Origin of the sequence: Mycolicibacterium lacusdiani (assembly GCF_021916785.1) — a bacterium.
GTDB lineage: Bacteria > Actinomycetota > Actinomycetes > Mycobacteriales > Mycobacteriaceae > Mycobacterium > Mycobacterium lacusdiani.
The window spans coordinates 155,791-176,853 of the sequence record NZ_JAKCFC010000010.1 but is presented as its reverse complement, the minus strand read 5'-3'; the positions used below and the strand labels follow the sequence as shown (position 1 = coordinate 176,853).

At 68.3% G+C, this 21,063-nt stretch carries 21 protein-coding genes; 15 read left to right on the top strand and 6 right to left on the bottom strand.

All coding sequences use genetic code 11. The features are described from left to right. Positions 1 to 53: 53 nt before the first annotated feature. Positions 54 to 1,271: an acyl-CoA dehydrogenase family protein gene (locus LOK44_RS24845; protein WP_237572749.1), complete on the top strand. Its 1,218-nt coding sequence runs from the start codon at positions 54 to 56 to the stop codon at positions 1,269 to 1,271. A gap of 13 nt (positions 1,272 to 1,284) precedes the next feature. Here LOK44_RS24845 and LOK44_RS24840 read toward each other — a convergent pair whose 3' ends face one another. Further along, positions 1,285 to 1,737: a MaoC family dehydratase gene (locus LOK44_RS24840; protein ID WP_237572748.1), complete on the bottom strand. Its 453-nt coding sequence runs from the start codon at positions 1,735 to 1,737 to the stop codon at positions 1,285 to 1,287. Between the two features lie 363 nt (positions 1,738 to 2,100). Between LOK44_RS24840 and LOK44_RS24835 the strand changes: the two genes are divergently transcribed. Both LOK44_RS24835 and LOK44_RS24830 read left to right on the top strand, forming a co-directional pair. Further along, positions 2,101 to 2,820 carry a hypothetical protein gene (locus LOK44_RS24835; RefSeq protein ID WP_237572747.1) on the top strand — a complete coding sequence of 240 codons (720 nt, stop codon included), beginning with the start codon at positions 2,101 to 2,103 and terminating at the stop codon, positions 2,818 to 2,820. 492 nt (positions 2,821 to 3,312) lie between these two features. Next, entirely contained in the window at positions 3,313 to 5,169 is a 1,857-nt protein-coding gene (locus LOK44_RS24830; RefSeq protein ID WP_237572746.1) for a putative bifunctional diguanylate cyclase/phosphodiesterase, read from the top strand. On the opposite strand, the gene LOK44_RS24825 is transcribed toward LOK44_RS24830, so the two are convergent. Beyond that, positions 5,137 to 6,030 (bottom strand): hypothetical protein, encoded by an 894-nt coding sequence (locus LOK44_RS24825; RefSeq protein WP_237572745.1) that lies wholly within the window; start codon positions 6,028 to 6,030, stop codon positions 5,137 to 5,139. The genes LOK44_RS24830 and LOK44_RS24825 overlap by 33 nt on opposite strands. 408 nt (positions 6,031 to 6,438) lie before the next feature. Between LOK44_RS24825 and LOK44_RS24820 the strand changes: the two genes are divergently transcribed. The 7 genes from LOK44_RS24820 to LOK44_RS24790 all read left to right on the top strand — a co-directional run bounded on the left by LOK44_RS24820 (position 6,439) and on the right by LOK44_RS24790 (position 12,735). Next, positions 6,439 to 7,116 (top strand): TetR family transcriptional regulator, encoded by a 678-nt coding sequence (locus LOK44_RS24820; protein WP_237572744.1) that lies wholly within the window; start codon positions 6,439 to 6,441, stop codon positions 7,114 to 7,116. Between the two features lie 49 nt (positions 7,117 to 7,165). After that, the gene (locus LOK44_RS24815; RefSeq protein ID WP_237572743.1) at positions 7,166 to 7,876 is read left to right on the top strand and encodes a TetR family transcriptional regulator; all 711 of its coding nucleotides are present in this window, start codon (positions 7,166 to 7,168) and stop codon (positions 7,874 to 7,876) included. Positions 7,877 to 7,966: 90 nt separating this feature from the next. Then, the gene (locus LOK44_RS24810; RefSeq protein ID WP_237572742.1) at positions 7,967 to 9,199 is read left to right on the top strand and encodes an acyl-CoA dehydrogenase family protein; all 1,233 of its coding nucleotides are present in this window, start codon (positions 7,967 to 7,969) and stop codon (positions 9,197 to 9,199) included. Further along, the gene (locus tag LOK44_RS24805) at positions 9,200 to 10,324 is read left to right on the top strand and encodes an acyl-CoA dehydrogenase family protein (protein WP_237572741.1); all 1,125 of its coding nucleotides are present in this window, start codon (positions 9,200 to 9,202) and stop codon (positions 10,322 to 10,324) included. Between the two features lie 156 nt (positions 10,325 to 10,480). Next, positions 10,481 to 11,071: a TetR family transcriptional regulator gene (locus LOK44_RS24800; protein ID WP_237572740.1), complete on the top strand. Its 591-nt coding sequence runs from the start codon at positions 10,481 to 10,483 to the stop codon at positions 11,069 to 11,071. Positions 11,072 to 11,113: 42 nt separating this feature from the next. Then, positions 11,114 to 12,319, top strand: a complete 1,206-nt coding sequence (locus LOK44_RS24795; RefSeq protein WP_237572739.1) for a thiolase family protein — start codon at positions 11,114 to 11,116, stop codon at positions 12,317 to 12,319. Between the two features lie 2 nt (positions 12,320 to 12,321). Continuing rightward, positions 12,322 to 12,735 (top strand): Zn-ribbon domain-containing OB-fold protein, encoded by a 414-nt coding sequence (locus LOK44_RS24790; RefSeq protein ID WP_237572738.1) that lies wholly within the window; start codon positions 12,322 to 12,324, stop codon positions 12,733 to 12,735. Positions 12,736 to 12,749: 14 nt separating this feature from the next. Here LOK44_RS24790 and LOK44_RS24785 read toward each other — a convergent pair whose 3' ends face one another. Both LOK44_RS24785 and LOK44_RS24780 read right to left on the bottom strand, forming a co-directional pair. Next, on the bottom strand, positions 12,750 to 13,676 hold the full coding sequence (locus tag LOK44_RS24785; RefSeq protein WP_372481313.1) for an extracellular catalytic domain type 1 short-chain-length polyhydroxyalkanoate depolymerase: 927 nt from the start codon (positions 13,674 to 13,676) through the stop codon (positions 12,750 to 12,752). 57 nt (positions 13,677 to 13,733) lie between these two features. Beyond that, on the bottom strand, positions 13,734 to 14,999 hold the full coding sequence (locus LOK44_RS24780; RefSeq protein WP_237572737.1) for an amidohydrolase family protein: 1,266 nt from the start codon (positions 14,997 to 14,999) through the stop codon (positions 13,734 to 13,736). 25 nt (positions 15,000 to 15,024) lie between these two features. Between LOK44_RS24780 and LOK44_RS24775 the strand changes: the two genes are divergently transcribed. Beyond that, complete coding sequence (locus LOK44_RS24775) at positions 15,025 to 15,888, top strand: AraC family transcriptional regulator (protein ID WP_237572736.1); 864 nt, start codon at positions 15,025 to 15,027, stop codon at positions 15,886 to 15,888. Between the two features lie 6 nt (positions 15,889 to 15,894). Further along, positions 15,895 to 17,418: a class I adenylate-forming enzyme family protein gene (locus LOK44_RS24770; protein WP_237572735.1), complete on the top strand. Its 1,524-nt coding sequence runs from the start codon at positions 15,895 to 15,897 to the stop codon at positions 17,416 to 17,418. On the opposite strand, the gene LOK44_RS24765 is transcribed toward LOK44_RS24770, so the two are convergent. Both LOK44_RS24765 and LOK44_RS24760 read right to left on the bottom strand, forming a co-directional pair. Continuing rightward, positions 17,366 to 17,935, bottom strand: coding sequence for a sensor domain-containing protein (locus LOK44_RS24765; RefSeq protein WP_237572734.1), 570 nt, complete (start codon positions 17,933 to 17,935; stop codon positions 17,366 to 17,368). The genes LOK44_RS24770 and LOK44_RS24765 overlap by 53 nt on opposite strands. A gap of 130 nt (positions 17,936 to 18,065) precedes the next feature. After that, positions 18,066 to 18,602: an Rv2240c family protein gene (locus LOK44_RS24760; RefSeq protein WP_237572733.1), complete on the bottom strand. Its 537-nt coding sequence runs from the start codon at positions 18,600 to 18,602 to the stop codon at positions 18,066 to 18,068. Between the two features lie 355 nt (positions 18,603 to 18,957). On the opposite strand from LOK44_RS24760, the gene LOK44_RS24755 reads away from it, so the two are divergent. From LOK44_RS24755 to LOK44_RS24745, 3 genes are read left to right on the top strand one after another with little or no spacing between them, the layout of a single operon-like run. After that, the gene (locus LOK44_RS24755) at positions 18,958 to 19,638 is read left to right on the top strand and encodes an MspA family porin (protein ID WP_237572732.1); all 681 of its coding nucleotides are present in this window, start codon (positions 18,958 to 18,960) and stop codon (positions 19,636 to 19,638) included. A 41-nt stretch (positions 19,639 to 19,679) separates the two neighbouring features. Next, positions 19,680 to 20,360, top strand: a complete 681-nt coding sequence (locus LOK44_RS24750) for an MspA family porin (protein WP_237572731.1) — start codon at positions 19,680 to 19,682, stop codon at positions 20,358 to 20,360. A gap of 6 nt (positions 20,361 to 20,366) precedes the next feature. After that, positions 20,367 to 21,062, top strand: a complete 696-nt coding sequence (locus LOK44_RS24745) for a hypothetical protein (protein WP_237572730.1) — start codon at positions 20,367 to 20,369, stop codon at positions 21,060 to 21,062. Position 21,063: the final 1 nt, after the last annotated feature.

Below are 21,063 nucleotides of genomic sequence, written 5' to 3'. Positions count from 1 at the left end.
ATATGATATTCGTGGCACGCACGCCGCATCCCTCGAGCAGGAGAGTCCGACGAATGGCCAACCCGACCACGGCCGATACCGCCACCGTCGCGCACGACGAGCCGGTCAGCGACGCCGACTTCGCCGACATCCTTGCCGCAACCCGTGAGTTCGTCCGCGACGTCGTCATGCCGCGCGAGCAGGAGATCATGGCGGGCGACCGGGTACCCGACGACATCCGTCAGCAGGCCAAGGACATGGGCCTGTTCGGCTATGCGATTCCCCAGCAATGGGGCGGGCTGGGACTGAACCTCGCCCAGGACGTCGAGATGGCCATGGAGTTCGGCTACACGACGCTCGCCCTGCGGTCGATGTTCGGCACCAACAACGGCATTGCTGGCCAGGTCCTGGTGGGCTTTGGCACCGACCAGCAGAAGGGGCGCTGGCTCGAAGGCGTCGCAAGCGGCGACGTCGTAGCGTCGTTCGCCCTCACCGAACCGGGCGCCGGGTCCAACCCTGCGGGCCTGCGCACCAAGGCGGTGCGCGAGGGATCCTCCGACGACGGGGACTGGGTGATCACCGGCCAGAAGCAGTACATCACCAACGCGCCGACCGCCGACCTGTTCGTGGTGTTCGCCAGGACGCGGCCCGCCGACGCCGACGGGCCAGGCATCGCGGTGTTCCTCGTGCCCGCAGACGCCGAGGGCGTACGGGTGGCAGGCAAGGACGCCAAGATGGGCCAGGAGGGCGCCTGGACCGCCGACGTCGCGTTCGACGAGGTGCGCGTCGGCGACGATGCCCTGATCGGCGGCGCCGTGGACATCGGCTACCGCGCAGCCATGACGTCACTGGCACGCGGACGCATCCACATCGCCGCGCTGTCGGTGGGTACCGCGCAGCGCGCACTCGACGAGTCGGTGCGCTACGCGGCCACCGCCACCCAGGGCGGCACGCCTATCGGGGACTTCCAGCTGGTGCAGGCGATGCTCGCCGACCAGCAGACCGGCGTGATGGCCGGACGCGCGCTCGTCCGCGACGCCGCGCGGTTGTGGCTATCAGGGGAGGATCGGCGCATCGCACCGTCCACCGCGAAGCTGTTCTGCACCGAGATGGTCGGCAAGGTGGCCGATCTCGCGGTTCAGGTCCACGGGGGCGCGGGCTACATGCGCGACGTTCCCGTCGAACGCATCTACCGCGAGGTGCGGCTGCTGCGCCTCTACGAGGGCACCAGCGAGATCCAGCGCCTGATCATCGGCGGCGGCCTCGTCAAGGCGGCTCAGCGCGCCCGCTGATGCCCGGCCGGCGTCAGGCGATGTAGCGGATGATCGACTCTGCGACCGCCGCCGGCTTCTCCGAGCCCTCGATCTCCACGGTGATCGTGGTGGTCGCCTGGACCGCGCTCTCGAGCTGGTTGATCGCGGTCACCTCGCCGCGGGCGCGGATCCTCGCCCCCACCTTGACCGGCGTGATGAAGCGAACCTTGTTGTAGCCGTAGTTCACCGCCAGCGAGATGCCGTCGACGCGGTAGAGGTCGTGAGAGAAGTGCGGGAGCAGTGACAGCGTCAGCAGTCCGTGGGCGATGGTGCCTCCGAACGGGCCGTCGGCTGCCTTCTCCGGATCGACGTGGATCCACTGGTGGTCGTCCGTGGCGTCGGCGAACAGGTTGACGCGGTCCTGGCTGATCTCCATCCATTCGGTGGGGCCGAGTTGGCTGCCCTGGGCCGCTGCAAACTCGTTCAGATCCTTGAAGACTTTCACGCCTGCTCCTCTCGGTGTGATCGCGGCGCCGTACGCCGCCCGTAATAGATGTAGTCGCTGCGCGATCTGAACACAATCTCCCATTTGCTGAAAAACCGGGGAATTGGTCGGATTTCGCGCCGAATTTTGCCGGTCTGGTTCGTACGCTGGACTAATAAGCCAAATTGTCATTGCAGAGTTTTGACGCGCCTGCACAATTTCCCGGCTTAGGCTTGTGACCTGCGGGTAACCATATTTCACGGCTGGTTTCCTGGCTCGTACGGCCCGATACTGACTGCGCGATTCGCATTAATCCGATGCGAATGAACGGCGGCCAGCGGCGCCGTACTAGGCCGCTCGGCTGCCCTACGAATGGGGCATTGAATGAGCGTTCCCAGCTTCGAATTCCACGACTACGCGGCCTTCCGCATGCCCGAGAACATCAGCTGGTGGGACCGGGACTCGAGGGCCACGATGGTCATATCGACCCCGGGACTCGACTCCGCGCTGTGGTCGGAATACTTGTGCTGCGCCGAGCGCAGCTACCGCAAGCATGGCGTCGAGAAGGCGCTCGACGTGGCGGCGATCGCCGACGGGGCGGACACCGCGATGTTCTGGGCACTGGTCGACGACGACGGGGTCATGCTGGGCGGCGTTCGTGCCAAGGGGCCGCTGACGGGAGCCGACGACTCGCACGCCGTGGTGGAGTGGGCGGGCCACGAGGGGTTGCCCATGGTGCGCAAGATGATCGACGACCGGGCGCCGTTCGGCATCCTGGAGATGAAGTCGGCGTGGACGACCGATGATCGGACCCGGGCGGGCCTGGTGTCCACCGCTCTCGCGCGCAGTGGATTTCACGCACTGGAACTCATGGGCATCCAGTTCTGCATGGCGACCTCCGCGCCTCACATCCTGGAGCGCTGGGGATCGTCGGGCGGTGTGGTGGCCCCCATCCCCGCGGCGGCGTACCCCGACGACCGCTACCGCACGAAGATGATGTGGTGGGACAGGCGGACATTCGCCAATCATGCTGAGCCCGAACAGTTGTCGAAGATCCTGCGGGAGACCGCTGCGATCGCGTCCCGTCCGGCGATCGCATTGTGACCGCCCGCAACGGCGTGACGAGCGCTACGGCAGGCCGAATTGCCACAATCACCGCACCGTAGACGGACCGAGCCGAGGCGGCCTGGCCGTCCGCCATGGGTCGCTCGCCAACGCGCGCCGGCGGGTAGCGCGGCCGCCGAGGTGCGCGAGATGTCCGCCGACGGGGCCGTGCGGGAGGCCTCGTCGAGGACGGGTGCGACGGGTAGCCGGATGCCTGTCGCCCGCCGATCTTCGACGACCACGCCGCACCGCGCGCTCAGCGGGGTCGACGTTGCCGGCAGGTTGCGGTGAGTGGTCGAACCGGAGTCCTCCGAATTGCGCACCTCGCCGGTGTGACGGGTCCCGTCCGCCCGCGGCCGTTCGCGCAGCGCTCGTCTTCAGCGACGCGCCCGCAGTTGGCCGAGACCGAAGTTCCGCGCCCGAGATGACTGATTGGCGTCGGTCGGGGCGTACGCAGCGTGAACGCACACGACCGGCGATACTGTCTACACAATGTCCGGAGGAACGCCTCGCGTAAGCCTTGAGCGGCTGGTGACCGACGTCGCCGTCGATCTCATGGCGTCGAATGCGGCCACCTCCGTCCCGGCGGCCCGCAAGGTGCTCGCCATGCTCGTCGCGTACTTCGACGTCGACGTCAGCTTCCTGCGCTACAACGACCATTCGATTCGGGCGTCGCTGCTGGTAGCCGAGTGGCCGGAGCGCCTGGACGTACCCGACCCCGACCCGCTCGGCGTCGTCTACTTCGCCGATGCCGACCCCGTGTTCGCGGCATCGGAGCACGGCAAGAAGCCGCTGGTGTTCCGGCCCGAGAACGAGGACTACCAGCGGCGCATCGAGGAGGCCCGCACGGTCCCCCAGACGTCGATGGCCGCAGCACCGCTGGTGTCCGGCGACCTCACCACCGGCGTGCTCGGCTTCGTGAAGTTCGGCGATCGCGAGTGGCGACCCGAGGAACTCAACGCCCTCGAGGCCATCGGGTCGCTGTTCGCGCAGGTGCAGGCGCGGGTGAAGGCCGAGGATCAGCTCCGTCACCGCGCCGAACACGATGACCTGACCGGCCTGTGCAACCGCCGCGCGCTGCTCGACCACCTGGCGGCCAGGCTGGCGCCGGGTAGCCCGGGTCCCGTCGCGACGTTGTACTTCGACCTCGACCGGCTCAAGACCATCAACGACTACCTCGGACACACGGCCGGCGACTGGTTCATCCGGGTGCTCGCCGACCGGCTCCAGCAGAGCACCAAGCGCCCGAGCGTCATCGCGCGCCTGGGCGGCGACGAATTCGTGGTCGTGCCGACCGAGCCGACCTCTGCGACCGAAGCCGAGGAACTCGCCGAACACCTGCTCGGCGTACTGCGCGAGCGCGTCGCCATCGACGGCGAAATGCTCACCCGCACCGTCAGCATCGGCGTGGCGCTCGGCGTTCCCGGTCGCGACACCACCAAGGAACTGCTCCGCCGGGCCGATCAGGCGTTGATGACCGCGAAGGCAGAGGGTGGCAACCGCGTCGCGGTGGCCACCGAGGAGATGGCGCTGGAGTCGGAGTTCCGCAACGACATCGAGTTGCACCTGCAAAACGTCATCGAGAACGGCGCCCTGTTCCTGCGTTACCTGCCCGAGGTCGACATGCGCACCGGACGGGTGCTCGCCACCGAGGCCCTGGTGCGGTGGGAACACCCGACCCGGGGGCTGCTGTCCCCCGCCTCGTTCATCGCGGTGGCCGAGTCCATCAACCTGGCCGGTGAACTCGGCCGGTGGGTGATGCGCACCGCCTGTGCGGAGTTCGCGCGGTGGCGCGCCACGGGCGTCGCCGACGACGTGGTACTGCGGCTGAACGTCTCTCCCGTGCAGCTCGTCGCCGGGGGCTTCGTCGAGTCGGTGGCCGGCATCCTCGCCGAGTTCGACCTGCCCAGGGGGTCGGTGTGCGTCGAGATCACCGAGAGCGTGGTGGTGCACGACCTGGAGACCACCAGCATCACGCTGGCCGGGCTGCGTGAGGCGGGCGTCAAGGTGGCGATCGACGACTTCGGTACCGGTTACAGCGTGTTCGCACACCTCAAGCAGTTGCCGGTGGACGTCCTCAAGATCGACCGCAGCTTCGTGACGGATCTGGGCCGCAACCCCGACGACCTCGCGATCGTGCGTGCGATCATCGCGCTCGCCGATGCCTTCGGTCTGCAGCTGGTGGCCGAGGGCGTCGAGACGGAGGCTGCGGCGCAGACACTGCTGCGCCACGGCTGCCAGCGGGCGCAAGGCTTCCTGCTCTCCGAGCCCCTGGCCGGCGACGAGATGCTGGCGCTGCTCGTCGAGGGTGGCGTCTCAGTTCACTTTCCGGCAGTGCCCGGGGCCTGAGCGCGAGTAGCGCGCGTCGCGCAGCGTTCGGTGCACGGCTGAGCACGGCGGGCGGGTGCCGGCGTCCGGCGCGGCCGTGCGCAAGATCTCGACGCGACCGAAGCGGCTCGCGGTACGACCCACCAGGCACACCCGTCGCTGCTCACCGCCGACGCCTGCCACGGGCTGGCCGGTCAACCCCTCGTGCTCGGTCGGCGCCACGCTGATGCCCCTGCGGGCACGCACCGCCAGGGGCCCATCCGGCGTGCCGAACACGGCGCCGACCACGCGTCCGTCGTCGAACACCAGCCGGTGCAGTGGCGTACCGGTCAGCACGTCCACGCCGCGACTGCGCGCCTGGCCGACCATCCAGTCCCGCAGTTCGGGCGCGCCCATGCCGTGGCGCCAGCCGATCGAGCCGATGGGCAACACCTCGACGGTCCCGCCGTCGGCTGCTCGCATCGTGTGGTCTCCCCTGGCGAAGACGCGGGAGTGGAGCATGCCGTAGGGCGACGTGAGGCACTGCACGGCCCAATCGCTCAGACGGGAGCCGATGAAGGGTTCGATTTCGCCATCGCGGACCGCGCTGACGACGCGGGTCGGCACCGGCACGTCGCGGGCGACGTGGGCAGACCCTGGCACCCATGCGGCGAATTCCGCGAAGTAGTCGGCGGTCTGGGCGTCGGTGGCCTCGGTGATCAACCAACCGCAGGCTCGAACGCGCCGCCGCGTGACGACTCCCGAGCCCCGCTGCGCGCGAGCCGGTGGGGCGTCGGCGACCAAGACGTCGCATCCCGTGTCGACGGTGGCGATCGCTCCCGCGAGTCCACCGACGCCGGCACCAATCGAGACGAGGTCGACCTCGCGGTCCCACTTCTGCATCAGCTACCCCCGGGTTCGGCTGCTGTGACGATGCTCACTCAGCGACCCGCCATCCCGGCCGTTGGCGGTGTCGAAGCATTGTGCGGAAGCGGGCGGGGCCGGGTCTCGGCGAGACACCCGGTCGCCACGGCGCCGTCGTGGGCGCCGCAGGCCGAAGGTGCACGTCAGGGCGGCGCCGAGCCGTATCGACGTGGTGGCCGACCCCTTCCGGAGCTAGACCCGAAGTCATCACGATTCGGACTTTACATACCTATGGGATGCTACGCAGTGCGTACCTGGACCCGGAGTCCGGCGGTGTGCGGCCCCCCTTTCTAGGCCGTGGATCGCAGCAAATACGTGTACAACTTCCTGGGGCGTACACGCACGCGGGGGTCGGTCAGCACGGAAAGTCGAGAACGGGCAACAACGGTGAGTGACAACCCCGAACGTCGACCAGACGGCACGCGCATGCAGATCCTGCGAGCAGCGGCGCAGCAACTCGCGCGCGAGCCGTACGGTCGAGTGAGCCTCGACCGCGTCCTCGAGATCGCCAACGTGACCAAGGGCGCGCTGTACTTCCACTTCCGCTCCAAGCACGACTTGGCCATCGCGATCGTGGAGAACCATGCGCAGGCGCGGGCGGAATCATTCGACGAGGCCTTTGCGCAGTCGCGCCCCGGCCTCGAGTCGATGATCGAACTGTCCTACCGCATCGGCAGCGACGACATCTGCGACGACATGGCCCGCGCCGGGCTCAACCTCCTCGAGGCACTCGGCCGGTTCGATGGCCTGCAGGCCAAGGTGCTCGACGGATGGGTCACCGCCTTCACCGACCTCGCTCGACGTGCGGCCGACGACGGCGACATCGCAAAGGGCGTCGACCCGGCACACGTCGCCCGCCTGGTGGTGTCGCTGTACCTGGGCCTGCGGCAGACGAGCAATCTCGACGATCCGGTGGCGTTCACGTGCGATCTCGAGGCGCTCTGGCTACTGATCCTGCCGGGTTTCGCCAGCCCGGACCGGCTCCCGTATCTGAAGGGCTTCGTGGAGCGACGCACCGCACGCGCGATCAAGAATGCAGCGTCGCGCAGCACCGACGTTCTATGATTCCGCTTTAGCTTGTTTCCGGGGACCGAGCCAACGGAGGTAGTCGAACGTGGTGCGCCAGGCCAGATCCGAGGCGACCCGACGGAGGATCATCGACTCGGCAATTGATTTGATCAACGAGATCGGTTATCCCGCCGCTGGATTGGCGGACATCATCGAACGCGCCGACCTCACCAAGGGTGCGCTCTACTACCACTTCGATTCGAAGGAAGCCCTGGCGACCACGATCATCGAGGAGGGCGCGAACAAGGTCCTCGAATCGTTCCGCGCGGCGGGCCGGTCCAGTTCCCCCGCGATGGAGAACATCGTGCACGGGCTGTTCGTGGTCACCGACGTGCTCGGCAACGACCGTGTCGCCCAGGCCGCGGGCCGCTTGCTGCGCACGTTCGGCGGATTCAATCCCGCGGCAAAGAAGACGTACGCCGTGCTGCTCGACGAGATGACGATGCTGACCACGAGCGCCATCGCCGAGGGCGACCTGCGTTCCGAACTCGACCCGGCCGAGGCGAGCAGCGCCATCATCGGCTCGCTGCTCGGCGCCGAGTTGCTGTCCAGTGCGTTGACCGACGGCAAGGACCTCCGCGGACGATTCGGCCGGACCTGGGCCCTGCTGCTTCCTGCACTGATCTCCGAGGATTCGCTGGCCTACTACCGCGAGTTCCTGGCGCGGCAGTCACTGCGCGGCGACGCCCGCGGGGCCGACCGCCCGACCGACACCCGCGGCGACGACCAACCGGGTGATTCCGCGCAGGATCGCTGAGCGTCACCGCTTCGCCTACACCCGGGGTGCCTCCCACCTGACTAACTAGGTTTACTGTCTTCGAAGACGCTTCGACTGACGGGAAGACCCATGGACGTGACGTGGTCCGCCGCCGACCTCGAGTTCCGCGATGAGGTCCGGGCGTTCCTCCGGGAGAAGCTGACACCGGACCTGCGAGACGCCGGCCGGTTGATGACCAGCGTGTACAGCGACCACGAGGCCAGCCTGCAGTGGCAGGCCATCCTCCACGAGCGCGGGTGGGCGGCGCCTGCGTGGCCGGTCGAGTACGGCGGCTGCGATTGGAGCCTCGCCCAGCACTACCTGTTCAGCCGCGAGTCGACGCTGGCGGGCGCGCCGTCACTGTCGCCGATGGGCATCCGCATGGTCGCCCACGCCATCATCGCGTTCGGCACGCCCGCGCAGAAGGACTACTTCCTGCCGCGCATCCTGACCGGCGAGGTGTTCTTCTGCCAGGGCTATTCCGAACCGGAATCCGGATCCGACCTGGCCTCGCTGACCATGGCAGCAGCCGACGACGGCGACGACCTGGTCTGCACCGGCAGCAAGATCTGGACCACCCACGCCCAGGAGGCGAACTGGATGTTCGCCCTCGTCCGCACGTCCCGCACCGGCAAGAAGCAACAGGGCATCACGTTCGCCCTGATCGACATGACCTCGCCGGGCATCGAGATCCGGCCCCTGGTCATGACCTCGGGCGAGGAGATTCAGAACCAGGTCTTCTTCGACGACGTCCGGGTTCCCAAGTCGAACGTGATCGGGCAGATCGACGACGGCTGGACCGTGGCCAAGTACCTCCTCGAGTTCGAGCGTGGCGGTGGGGCAACGGCGCCTGCGCTTCAAGTGATGGCAGAGCAGGTGGCCGCGAACGCGGCAGCACAACCGGGACCCGCGGGGGGCCGCCTGGTCGACGACCCGTCGTTCTCGCGCAAGCTGGCCGACGCCCGCATCCGCACCGACGTGCTCGAGATCCTCGAATTCCGGGTTCTCGCAGCGCTATCCGGTGGCGGACATCCCGGAACGGATTCGTCGATGCTCAAGATCCTGAGCACCGAGCTGAGTCAGACGATCACCGAACTGGCAATGGAGGCCGCTGGACCTCGCGGCCGCGCGTATCAGCCCCATGCCACCCGTCCCGGCGGCCCGGTCGCCGACTTCAGGCCTCCGTCAGACGGATACGTCAGCGGCGAGCCGTGGCAGGCCGTCGCGCCGCTGCGTTACTTCAACGATCGCGCGGGCTCGATCTACGCCGGTAGCAACGAGATTCAACGCAACATCCTCGCCAAGGCGGAGTTGGGACTGTAGATGGACTTCACGCTTTCCGACGAACAGAAGATGCTGCGCGACGGGCTCACCAAGTTCCTCTCGACGCGGTACGACCTCGCCACCAGCCGGGCCGCCGTCAAGACCGGCGCGGGCTGGCAGCCCGAGACTTGGCGCGCCTTCGCCGAGGACCTCGGCATTCTCGGCGCCGCACTGCCCGAGGACGTCGGCGGCATCGGGGGTGGCGTCGTCGAGGTGATGGTGATCGCCGAGGCGCTCGGCCACGCGCTGGTGGTCGAGCCCTACGTCGACACCGCGGTGGTGGCCGCCGGCCTGCTGCGCCGCGCCGGCGGCGCTCGGGCCACCGCGCTGCTCGAGCAGATCGCCGCGGGGCACGCCGTCGTCGCCCTGGCGGCATCGGAAGCGGAGTCGGGCGACGACTGGTCGCGCGTCACGACGGCCGCGACGACCGACGGCACCGGCTGGCTCCTGCACGGCACCAAGCTCGTCGTCGTCTCCGCCCCGCTCGCCACGCACCTGTTGGTGACGGCGCGCACGCAGTCGGGCACCTCGCTGTTCCTCGTCGACGTCGAGGCTGCGGGCCCCGCCCTCGTGCAGCACGCGTACCGCACGGTCGACGACCGCTGGGCGGCCGACGTCGAGTTCTCTGGCGTGCGACTGGCTGCCGACGCCCTGCTCGGTGACGACGGCGCGGCGTGGCCATCGCTGTCGCGGGCGCGCGACGAGGGTGCCGCCGCGGTGTGCGCCGAGGCGGTCGGATGCATGCGAAAGGTGTTGGCCGACACCGTCGAATACAGCAAGCAGCGGCATCAGTTCGGGCAGCCGATCGGAGGCTTCCAGGTTCTCCAGCACCGCATGGTCGACATGCACATGGAGGTGGAGCAGGCCGCGGCAGCGGTACTGCTCGCCGTCCTCAACCTCGAGGCCGACGAGACTGCGAGGGCGAAGGCCGTGTCGGCGGCCAAGGTCACCATCGGGCGCGCGGCTCGGTTCGTCGGACAGAACGCGGTGCAGTTGCACGGCGGGATGGGCATGACCGAGGAACTGGCCATCGGCCATTACTTCAAGCGCCTGACGGCCGTTCAGTACGAATTCGGCAGCACCGACTTCCACCTCGCGCGGTACGCGGAGTCGACGGCGGGCTGACCGCCCCTGGACACCTGTCCGGCACGGATCCCGTGATGACCGTGGGTGCACTACGCGTCGCGAGGCGAGCGCAGGCCTCCAAGCTGGTATTTCGTCCTGTTGGTGGATGTTTCGCGGGTCATTGCCAACCCCATTGAGGTCGGCTAGCCTGGACACATGTCCAGTTCAGCGGTGACCCATGTCGCCCGCCTACGGGACCCACACGCCCACCACGGACGCACGCAGCAGCGCGTACTGGGTGCCGCCGCCTCGATGCTGGACGAATCGGCTCATCCAGACGTCTCGGTCGCCGCGCTCGCAGCGCGTGCTCGCGTCGCGCCGACGGCCCTGCGCGCGCACTTCCCCTCGGTCGACGCAGTCTTCGCCGAGCTGTACCTGCACCACGTCTCGACGCTGCCACTGGTGGTCGACCGATCCGCCCGCGTCGAGGCACGCGTGGGTTCGCAGCTGCGCTCGATCACGATGATCCTGGCCGACCGGCCCGGCCTGGCCCGGATGTGCACGCGTGCCCTGTTGTCGACCGACGATCCAGCGGTCGCAGACGTGCGTGCACGCATCGCAGCAGAGGTACGGCGCCGAGTGGCGGCCGCGCTCGGCACCGGGGCATGGCCCGAGGTGCTCGCCACCGTGGAAACCGTGTTCTGGGGCGCGTTGCTGCAGGCCCAGTCTCGCGACATCGATTACCGAACCATGGCCGATCGCCTCGACACGATGCTGTCGCTGATCCTCCCGGGGGATGACGGCTAGCAGCGCCACACCGGCCACCACTTCTGCAGGAGGACAACGGGTATGGGGTTACGTGGCGAGGCCGCGATCGTCGGCTTCACCGAACTTCCCGCGACCAAGCGGCCCACCGGACCCCTCGAGTTCAACCTCGAGCAGTGGGCACGTCTGGCTGCGGCGACGCTCGCCGATGCCGGCCTCGACGCCTCCGACGTCGACGGCATCTGCACCGGACACCTGCAGGAATCGCAGATCTTCGTGCCGTCGACCATCGTCGAGTACCTGGGCATCCGGGCGAACTTCGCCGAACTCGTCGACCTCGGCGGCGCCAGCGCCTCGGGCATGGTGTGGCGTGCAGCGGCAGCGATCGAGCTGGGAATCTGCAACGCCGTGCTGTGCGTCCTACCCGCCACTCCCCTGACCCCCGTGAGCGAGCACAAGCCGGTCGACTTCGGGGACATGCTGTACTTCGGCGCGTCGAGCAACCGATACGGGTCACCACAGGCCGAATTCGAGATCCCATACGGCAATCTGGGCCAGAACGGCCCCTACGGCCAGGTGGCCACGCTCTACGCCGCGACGCACGGCTACGACGAGCGGGCAATGGCCAAGATCAGCGTCGACCAGCGGGTGAACGCCAATCACACGCCCGGGGCCATCTTCGCCGATACGCCACTCACGATCGACGACGTGCTCGCCAGTCCGGTGATCGCGTCGCCTCTGCACATGCTCGAGATCGTGATGCCCGTGCTCGGCGGTGCGGCAGTCCTCGTCGCGAACCCAGAAGTCGCCCGCCGCAGCCGCAATCGGCCGGTGTGGATCAAGGGATTCGGCGAGCGGGTGCCCTACAAGACGCCGACGTACGCCGAGGACCTGCTGCAGACGCCGATGATCAAGGCGGCCGAAAGTGCCTTCACGATGGCAGGTCTGCGACCGTCGGACATGGACATGGCATCGATCTACGACTGCTACACCATCACCGCGCTGCTGAGCCTCGAGGACGCCGGCTTCTGCAGCAAGGGCGAGGGCTTGAAATTCGTTGCGGACCACGACCTCACGTTCCGCGGCGACTTCCCGATGAACACCGCGGGCGGTCAGCTCGGCTACGGCCAGGCAGGCACGGCGGGCGGCATGCACCACGTGTGCGATGCGACCCGCCAGATCATGGGACGTGCCGATCGAGCCCAGGTCACCGACTGCCACCGCGCCTTCGTGTCGGGCAACGGCGGCATCCTCTCCGAGCAGACCACCCTCGTCCTGGAGGGCGACTGACGATGAGCACGACCAGCCGGCCCATGCCGATTCCCACGCCCACGACGCGCCCCTTCTGGGATGCCCTGGCCAGACACGAGATCCGCATTCAGTACTCGCCGTCTGCCGACCGCTACGTGTTCTACCCCCGGGTGCTGGCACCCGGCACGTTGGCCGACGACCTGGAGTGGCGCGAGATCAGCGGTGCAGGAACGCTGTACACGTTCACGGTCAGCCATCGACCGGTCTCACCGCACTTCGTCGACGACGTGCCTCAGATCCTCGCCGTCGTCGAATGGGACGAGGGACCGCGCTTCTCCACTGAGATCGTCAACGCCACGCCCGATGAAGTCCGGGTCGGCATGCGGGTTCGGCCGGTGTTCACCGACCATCCCGACGCCGGCATCACCATGCTGCGGTACGAACCCGCCGACTGATCAGTCGCGGTCGCTCACCGTCCGTGGGTGTCGAAGAACTGCCACGACGCCACCGATGCGTCGATGACGTTGGTCGTCGCTCCTGCGGTGTCCATCAGGGCGGGGGCTCCCGGCCAGGTGTGGCCTCCCCCGTCGACGCGGTTGAACACCACCGCGGTTCCGGCGGCGCACGGCGCTGACGTCGTGCGCTGGATCTGCTGTCCGTACCCGGCGCCGAACAGGGTCTCGTCGACCGGCGGCGGGCAACCGTCGACCTGTCGCCAGCGGTCCGCCATCGCCGGTGCCGGGACGACGGTGCTGGCGCCGCCGCGCCCCGTCATGCCGCCGCCGCCGTAGGGCACGATCGGATCGACTGTTCCGTGAGTCGCGAACACCGACACCGGCCGGGACGGGTTGCACGCGACGTTGGTTCCGAGCGTCCCGGCAACCGGAGCGACGGCGGCGAAGAGGTCGGCACGCTCACACGCCATCCGGTTGGCCATGAAAGCGCCTGCGGACAGGCCCGTGATGAAGACGCGACCACTGGGAATGCCGTAGTCGGCGACGAGCTTGGTCGTCAGCGCAGAGATGAACCCGACGTCGTCGACTCCCTGTCGATCTGGGACGGAGGCCCCCCGGCCGTCGGCCCAACTCAGGTCGATGCCGTCGGGGTAGGCCACCACGAACCCGTTGGCGTCGGCAACGGAGTCGTAGCGGGTCAGTCCGGCCTGTCCGCCACCGGTGCCGCCTGCGGCATGCAGGTTGATCACCAGCGCCGACGGACGTTCGACGCCGAACGGCGCGTGCACCACGTAGGTGCGCGGCAGACCGCCGTGGTCGAGTTGAGCGGTTTTCGCGGGAATGGCGGACGCCGTCGGAACTGGCGTCAGGGCCAATGCCGCGAGGGCCCCCGCGAGCAGGACGGCGGGGAGGCGTAAAAGCCGATGGCAAACTGTGAACACCCGCCAACCGTAGGTAGTGGACGCGAACGGCGTGCGAAGAATGCGTGACGGAAACTCCTACGTCGTCGCCGCGAGGTGCTTCTCCTCGTACAGGCGCGCCCACTCCTTGCGCGGCTTGATGGACACGTCCACGTCTGTCGCATTGGCGCGCAGCGCACCGACGGTGGCCTGATCCCTCGGAGTACGCGCGAATGGATCCCAGCCGAAGAACCGGCACGAGTTCTGCCACGTGATCTTGTCGATGTCCGAGTCATCGGCGCCGGCACCGTTGAGTTCCGCGAGCACCTGTTCGGGTGCGTCCGGCCAGAAGCAGTCGGAGTGCGGGTAGTCGCACTCCCAGGCGATGATGTCGATGCCGATCTCGTGGCGCAGCCGCAGTGACGTCTTGTCGGTCACGTAGCAGGCCAGCGAGTGCTCGCGGAACACATCGCTGGGCAACCTGTCCCCGAAGTCGCGGCGCAGCCACTTCTGGTTCGTGTAGTGCCGGTCGCTGCGGTCGAGGTAGAACGGGATCCAGCCGATGCCGCCCTCGGAGAACGCGAACTTCAGGTCCGGGTAGTTGCGCATCGCAGGCCCCCACAGCAGGTCTTGGGCGCACATCGCCGACACCTGGGTGGCCAAGATGATCAGGTTGTCGATCGGCGCGTTGGGCGCCATGCTGATCGCTCCGAAGCCCGTGCCGATGTGCAGGCACATCACGACGTTCTCCTCCGACAGCGTCCGGAACACCGGACCCCAGTAGTCCTCGTCGTGGTAGCTGGGCAGTCCTTCCAGGTGCGGCAGCTCCGGCATGGTGACCGCACGGCACCCCTTGGCCGCGACCCGGCGGATCTCGTCGCACATCGCCTCGGGGTTCCACGTCGGCAGTACGGCGATCGGGATGAAGCGGTCCGGGTAGCTGCCCGCCCACTCATCGATGTGCCAGTCGTTGTAGGCCGACACCATGACCAGCGTGACGTCTTCGCGATGCATGTTGAGGTGACGTGCCGAGAACCCGGTGAAGGTCGGGAAGCACATCGAGGCCAGGATTCCGTTGCGGTTCATGTCGCGGACCCGCTCGTGGACGTCGTACACGCCGGGCCGCATCTCGGCGAAGCCTGCGGGATCGCGGCCCCACTCCTCCGGCGGCCAGGACACGACGGCGTTGAGGCCGCTGACGCCCTGTGGCCTGCCCTGATACATCCACTGGTCGACACCCTTGTCGTCGGTGACGACGATCGGGGCCTCGGACTTGTACTTGGCAGGCACGTGATTGAGGAACATGTCCGGCGGCTCGACGACGTGGTCGTCGATGCTCACCAGGATCAGGTCTTCGGCTTTCATGTCTCAACTAGTACCCTCGGATCCCGTGACCGTCTCTGCACCTTCGGACAGAGGTTTGACTCTTTCGGCCAAGGCTCGGGCGACCACTCGCAACGCCGCGTTCCGGCCGGTGATCGAACTGCGCCGCGGCGGCCGCGCCATGGCGGGCAGCTACCTGTACGAGGGCGACGGGTTGATCACCGGGTGGCACTCGCACGAGGTGCATCAGATCGAGTACGCCCTGCACGGCGTCGTCGAGGTGGAGACCGACTCGGCCCACTACCTGCTGCCGCCGCAGCAGGCAGCCTGGATTCCGGTGGGCCTGGAACACCAGGCGGTGATGAATCCGGACGTCAAGACCGTCGCGGTGATGTTCGCGCCGGAGCTGATTCGCGACGCGGGCGGACGGGCGCGCATCATCGCCGTGTCACCGTTGATCCGCGAGATGATGATCTACGCGCTGCGCTGGCCGATCGACCGCGCGCAGGGCGACGGCAGATCCGACGACTTCTTCCGCACCCTGGCCGCGCTGGTCGCCGAGGCACTCGATCACGAGGCGCCGCTGAGCCTTCCGACCTCCGACCATCCGATCGTCGCCGCGGCGCTCGCCTACACCAAGGAACACCTGAATTCCGTGACCGCAGACGACGTGGCCCGCGCAGTGGCCGTATCGGAGCGCACGCTGCGCAGGCTGTTCTCCGACACGCTCGGAATGCCCTGGCGCAGTTACCTTCTGCAGGCGCGGATGCTGCGCTCGATGGCGCTTCTCGCCGCGCCGGGTCAGTCGGTGCAGGCGACGGCGACGGCAGTCGGTTTCGAGAACCTCAGCTCGTTCACCCGGTGCTTCGCCCAGTTCTGTGGCGAGACGCCGTCGTCCTACCGGCGGCGGGTCGCCGAGACGGGGTCCTGAACACCGATGCCGACCGACGGCCCGCTCCTGCACGACCTGGTGGTGTCGGCCGCACGGGCCGTGCCCGATCGGCCCGCCGTGATCGCCGACGACGGCACCTCGATCACGTTCGCCGAGTTCGACTCTCAAATCGCGCGCCTCGCGGGATGGGCAGCGCAGCGATGTGGACGCGGCGAGCGCATCGCGGTCATCGCCGACAACGGTGTCGACTACGCCCGGCTGTACTACGCGATCCCGCGCAGCGGGGCGGTGCTGGCGCTGGTCAACCAACGACTGAGCACCAGCGAGCAGGCGTCACTGCTGACCGCCATCGAACCGGCGATGATCGTCGGCGACGCCCGCTACCTCGACGAACTACCCACGACGACCGCGCAGGCGATCTGCTTCGACTCCGCCGAATGGCAAGCGGCACAGCGGCATTCGGAGGTCGAGGTCGGCGCGAACCCCGACGACGCCGCCTGGCTGCTGTTCACCAGCGGATCGACCGGCTCCCCGAAGGGGGTGCTGCACACGCATCGGTCGATCATCGCGGCGGTGCACGGCACCGTCGAGGGCCGGTCCGTGCGCTCGGGCGGGGTTTATCTGCTGCCGTTTCCGATGTGTCACGTCGCCGGCTACAACGTGCTCGTGCACCACGCGGCGCAGTCGACGGTGGTGCCGGTACCCGCGTTCCGGCCGGAGGCCTTCGTCGCCGCCGTGAACGCGTACGGCGTCACGTCGTGTTCGCTGGCACCCACCATGCTGCACAGGCTCCTCGCCCACCTGGACGACACGGGCGCCGACCTGCCGACGCTGCGTGAGATCGCCTACGGCTCCTCCGCCATCCCCGCCGACCTGTTGCGCCGCGCCATGGCACGTCTCGACGTCGGCTTCCATCAGGGGTACGGGATGACCGAAACCGGGGGCAACGTGACGTTTCTCGGCCCGGACGACCACCGGGCGGGCGCCGGCGGTGACGCAGGAGTGCTGGCCACCGCGGGGCGGCCGCACAGCTGTGTGGAGGTCCGCATCGCAGGCGGTGACGTCGGCGAGATCCAGGTGCGCGGACCGCAAGTGGCGGTGGGTTACTGGCGTGATCCGCGGCCGGTGACGGACGGCGGCTGGCTGAACACCGGCGACGTCGGACGGATCGACGGGGCGAACCGGCTCGTCATCCTCGACCGCAGCAAGGACGTGATCATCACCGGCGGCGAGAACGTCAGCTCTCGGGAGGTGGAGGACGCCCTGTCGACCCACGGGGACGTCGACCAGGTGGCCGTGGTGGGAGTGCCCGACGAGTATTGGGGCGAGGCCATCTGCGCGGTGGTCGTGGCTCGGGCCGGGTCATCACCCGACGCCGACGATCTCGTCGCGCACGTGCGGGCCGTCCTGGCACCGTGGAAGCGGCCGCGGCACGTGCTGTTCGTCGACACCCTTCCCACCACCACCAACGGCAAGGTCGCCAAGAACGCGGTGCGCGTTCGTGCCCGCTACGCCGTCAGGCAGGCAGGCTCCGCTGGATCTTCGCGGCGATCTCCGATGCCGAGGTGACGATCGGCAGCGGTGGACGGCACGCCTCGACGTCGATGATGACGTTCGAGTAGATCGACAGGACTCGTTGGCAGACGCGGTTTTCCGCGCCCATGCCCATGGCGACCGGCATGGCGAGTTGACCCTCGGCGCGGCCGAGGTCACCCGAGAGCCACTTCGGCATCGGCCTGTCGTTGAGAGTGATGTTGACGCGGTGGTTGGTGCACTGCGACCACCGCTGCGCCGACTGGTCGAAGAACCGTTGGGCGGCGTCGGCCGACGGGTACGCCACGACGGACTGACGCACCAGGCTGGACCACTGCTCGGTGTCAGGGGTGCGAAGCGTCTGGCGCGCCAGCGCATTCCACCCGTCGGGCTCCCCCGGCGCACCGTAGATGGCAGCCTGGTCAGGCTGCCAGACGCCCAGACAGTTGAGGTTGGGCAGCAATGCGCGATCGTCTGCCATGGTGTCGGTCACCGGATGCGGCGTCATCGCGGTGCCGTCCATCACGCGGTTGATGTCAGCGACGCTCGCCAACGACCGAACCAAAGCCGATGCAGGCACAGTCGCCGGTTCGCTTGCGCCTTGCGCCCTTTCGCTCGAGCAGCCCTGCAGCGCTGCCGCGACGACCAAGAGGGCAGCGACGAGGCGCGCCATGGCACCGACGTCAGGCATGGGTTCCGGCAGTAGCACACGCCGCCTGGACGTTCGAGGCGTCGGTGTTCATGTCGTCGGCAGTCGTGTTCAGGGTTTCCCTGCCGCCGCGAACACCCATCTTGACGAGCAATTTCGTTGCGCCCCATGACCACGAACGCATCGGTTCGGCGATCTGAGGCGACAGGCCGGGCGTGTTCGCCGCTGACATGGTTACGCCCGCGCCCTGCCGCAGGGCGGTCCGGGCCGTCACGTTGCTGGTGCTGGTCGCCGGGTCGTCGTAGTCGGGATGCTCATAGGTCTCCAGCGCATCGGCGAAATCGCCATAGTGGGTGGCGGTTGCGGTGAGGACCTCGGCGAACTGGCTGCACGCCAGCACGGCGGCGGGGTCGGCGTCGTCGGCGGTCACCGGCGCGACGACCGGAGCAGGCAGGCCGGGATCGACGACGTCCTCGGGCTCGGCGCCGGCACCCGATGCCATCGACAGCGCGATGGCGAACCCGACGAGCGTCCCGATCGCCGCGCGTCCTGCAACGTGTGATGACTCCACGTTCACTCCCTCCAAGTGGGCCGCGTTGATGCGACCTCTCCGCCTCGGCAACGTCGTCGGTGCCACGGGCTCCCCTACGTTCAGAGCAGGACATGTCCGGATGGTGAACGAAGGGCGCCCGGCGGGGTGTACTCGGGCGGCGATTGAGTGTCCGCTGGCTGCCGACTCGCTGTCAGCCGAAAATGCCTCGCAGACAACGGTGTACGCCGCGACGCCTGCGTGCCCACTCGACGGGAACGCGGCGTGAACCATTGGCCATCCGTTCACCGATCGGCAACTCTTCCCGTGGATGCTCCGACGCGACAGATCCCCCGGGCCGCTGCGGTCCGGACAAACGAGAGGCGCCCACGACCCCATGCTCACTCGCTTCGCCACCCTGGCTGCCATCGGCGTACTGGCAACCGCCGGCACCACGCCCCTCGCGTTCGCGGAGCCAGCACCGCCGCCTCCCAACGATCCCGCCATCGTCCCGGTGTCCAATCCGCTGCCGCCAGAGGGCGCCGTACCGTCCGCCGCTCCCGGCATCCTCGACACCCCCGACGGCTGGCACGTCGAGGTCTCCGGCAGCAACGAGACCCAACTGCCGGTGGCACCGCTGACCACGGCGATCTCCTCGCGCGAGTACCTCATCGCCGGCACCTTCACCGGAAGGATCACCGGCGACGGCAAGACCAAGCTGGCCGGTGGCACGCTGGAGGCCGGTGAGCAAATCGGTTGCGGCATCGTCTCCGACGAGGTCGAGATCAACCCCGGCGCCAGCATCAACCCGGGTATCAGCGCCATCGGCCTGCCGAGCGTCAGCGCCGGCGTGAGCCTGCAGGGCAAGGTCTACCTCAAGCCCGGCACCGTCACGACCGTCGCGATCGACAAGAAGTCCTTCAAGGGCACCACGGCGCGCGTATCCATCACCGGCGTGCGCATCAAGACCGACCAGTGCGCGGGACAGTCCTTCATCCGCTCGTACGCGACGCTGACGTCGTCGACGGAGAACACCGACGACGTCATCACCTACATCGGCGTCACCAAAGCCGTCTGACCGGCCGTCCGACTTCCCCTCACCGAGAACGAAAGAGCACAATGAATCGCTTTGCCACGGTGGCCGCCACGCTCGTCGCCATCCCCTTCGCCGTCTCGTCCCCACTCGCGTTCGCCGAGCCCCCCGTCGACCCGGCGGGCAATCCCGGCCCCCCGCCGGACACCGGTGTCGTCGCATCGGCCCCTCCCGGAGTCGTCACCACGCCCGACGGCTGGACGCTGACCGTCACCGCCTCGAACGAGACCCAGCTGCCGATCGCACCGCTGACCACCGCTGTGTCGTCGCGTGAATACCTCGTCGGCGGCACCTTCACCGGCACCGTCACCGGCGAAGGCAGCACCACGCTCAGCGGCGGCAACATGGAGAGCGGATACCAGATCGGCTGCGGCATCGAGCTCGGCCAGGTCCGCCTGATCGGCCAGGCCGGCATCGGCCTCGGCGGCTTGAGCTTCCCCGCGGGCGGTCCCGTCTTCGCGCCTGCCCTGTCGTTCCCGGTCTCGGGCACCATCGAGATCCACGCCAAGCCCGGCACGGTGCAGCAAGTCGCCGTCAACAAGAAGTCCTACAAGGCCGCTCCGGTCCGCGTCACGATCAAGGACACCCACATCAAGGTCGACGGCTGCGTGGGTCAGTCGTTCCTGCGGTCCTACGCGACGCTCACCAGCTCGACCACCGACACCGATGACATCGTCGCCTACTACGGCGTGACGAAGTCGGTCTAGGCAATCATGGCGTCACGCAACGACATCGGGGCCCTGACTCCGCGTAGGGCCGTCGGTGTCGCCGTCGGCGCCGCACTGATCGGCGCGGCGGTCGCCTTCCCGGCGACCGCCGTCGCCGAGCCGGTACCGCCCGGGCTTCCGGTTCCTCCGCCACCGCCGGGTCCCACCGTTCCCGTACTCGGTCAACCGCTGACCAACGGCTTGGGCGTGCTGGGGCAAACCGGTCAACCCGGCGTGCCGGGTGGACTCGGCGCACCGGCGATGGCGGGGCTGGACCGCAGCAGCGTGCTGGGCCTCAATCCCACACCGCTGCCGCCAGGTGCCGGGCCCGGCGTCGTGCCGAACCTCAACGTCTTCAACAACGCATACGGCCTGCCGCAGAACGAGGTTCCGGCCGCACCCGGTGAGGGCCAGCAGTTCGACGTGGCCCCGGGGCAGGAGAACGCCGACGTGGGCAAGCGCGAATGGCTCGGACGCTACGTCGACCTGTACCGCGACGGACGGCTCAAGGGCGGGTTCCTCGGTCAGATGCCCAAGGAGCAACTGGGTCAACCTCTGCCGGGCACGGCACCGCCACCGGGGACCGTCATCTCACCGGGACTGGTGCAGAACCTGCCGCCCGCCCCCGTCGACGGCACGCCCCCACCGCCACCCGGATTGATCCTTCCGCCGCCGCCACTGCCACCCCCGCCAGCCGGCTGAC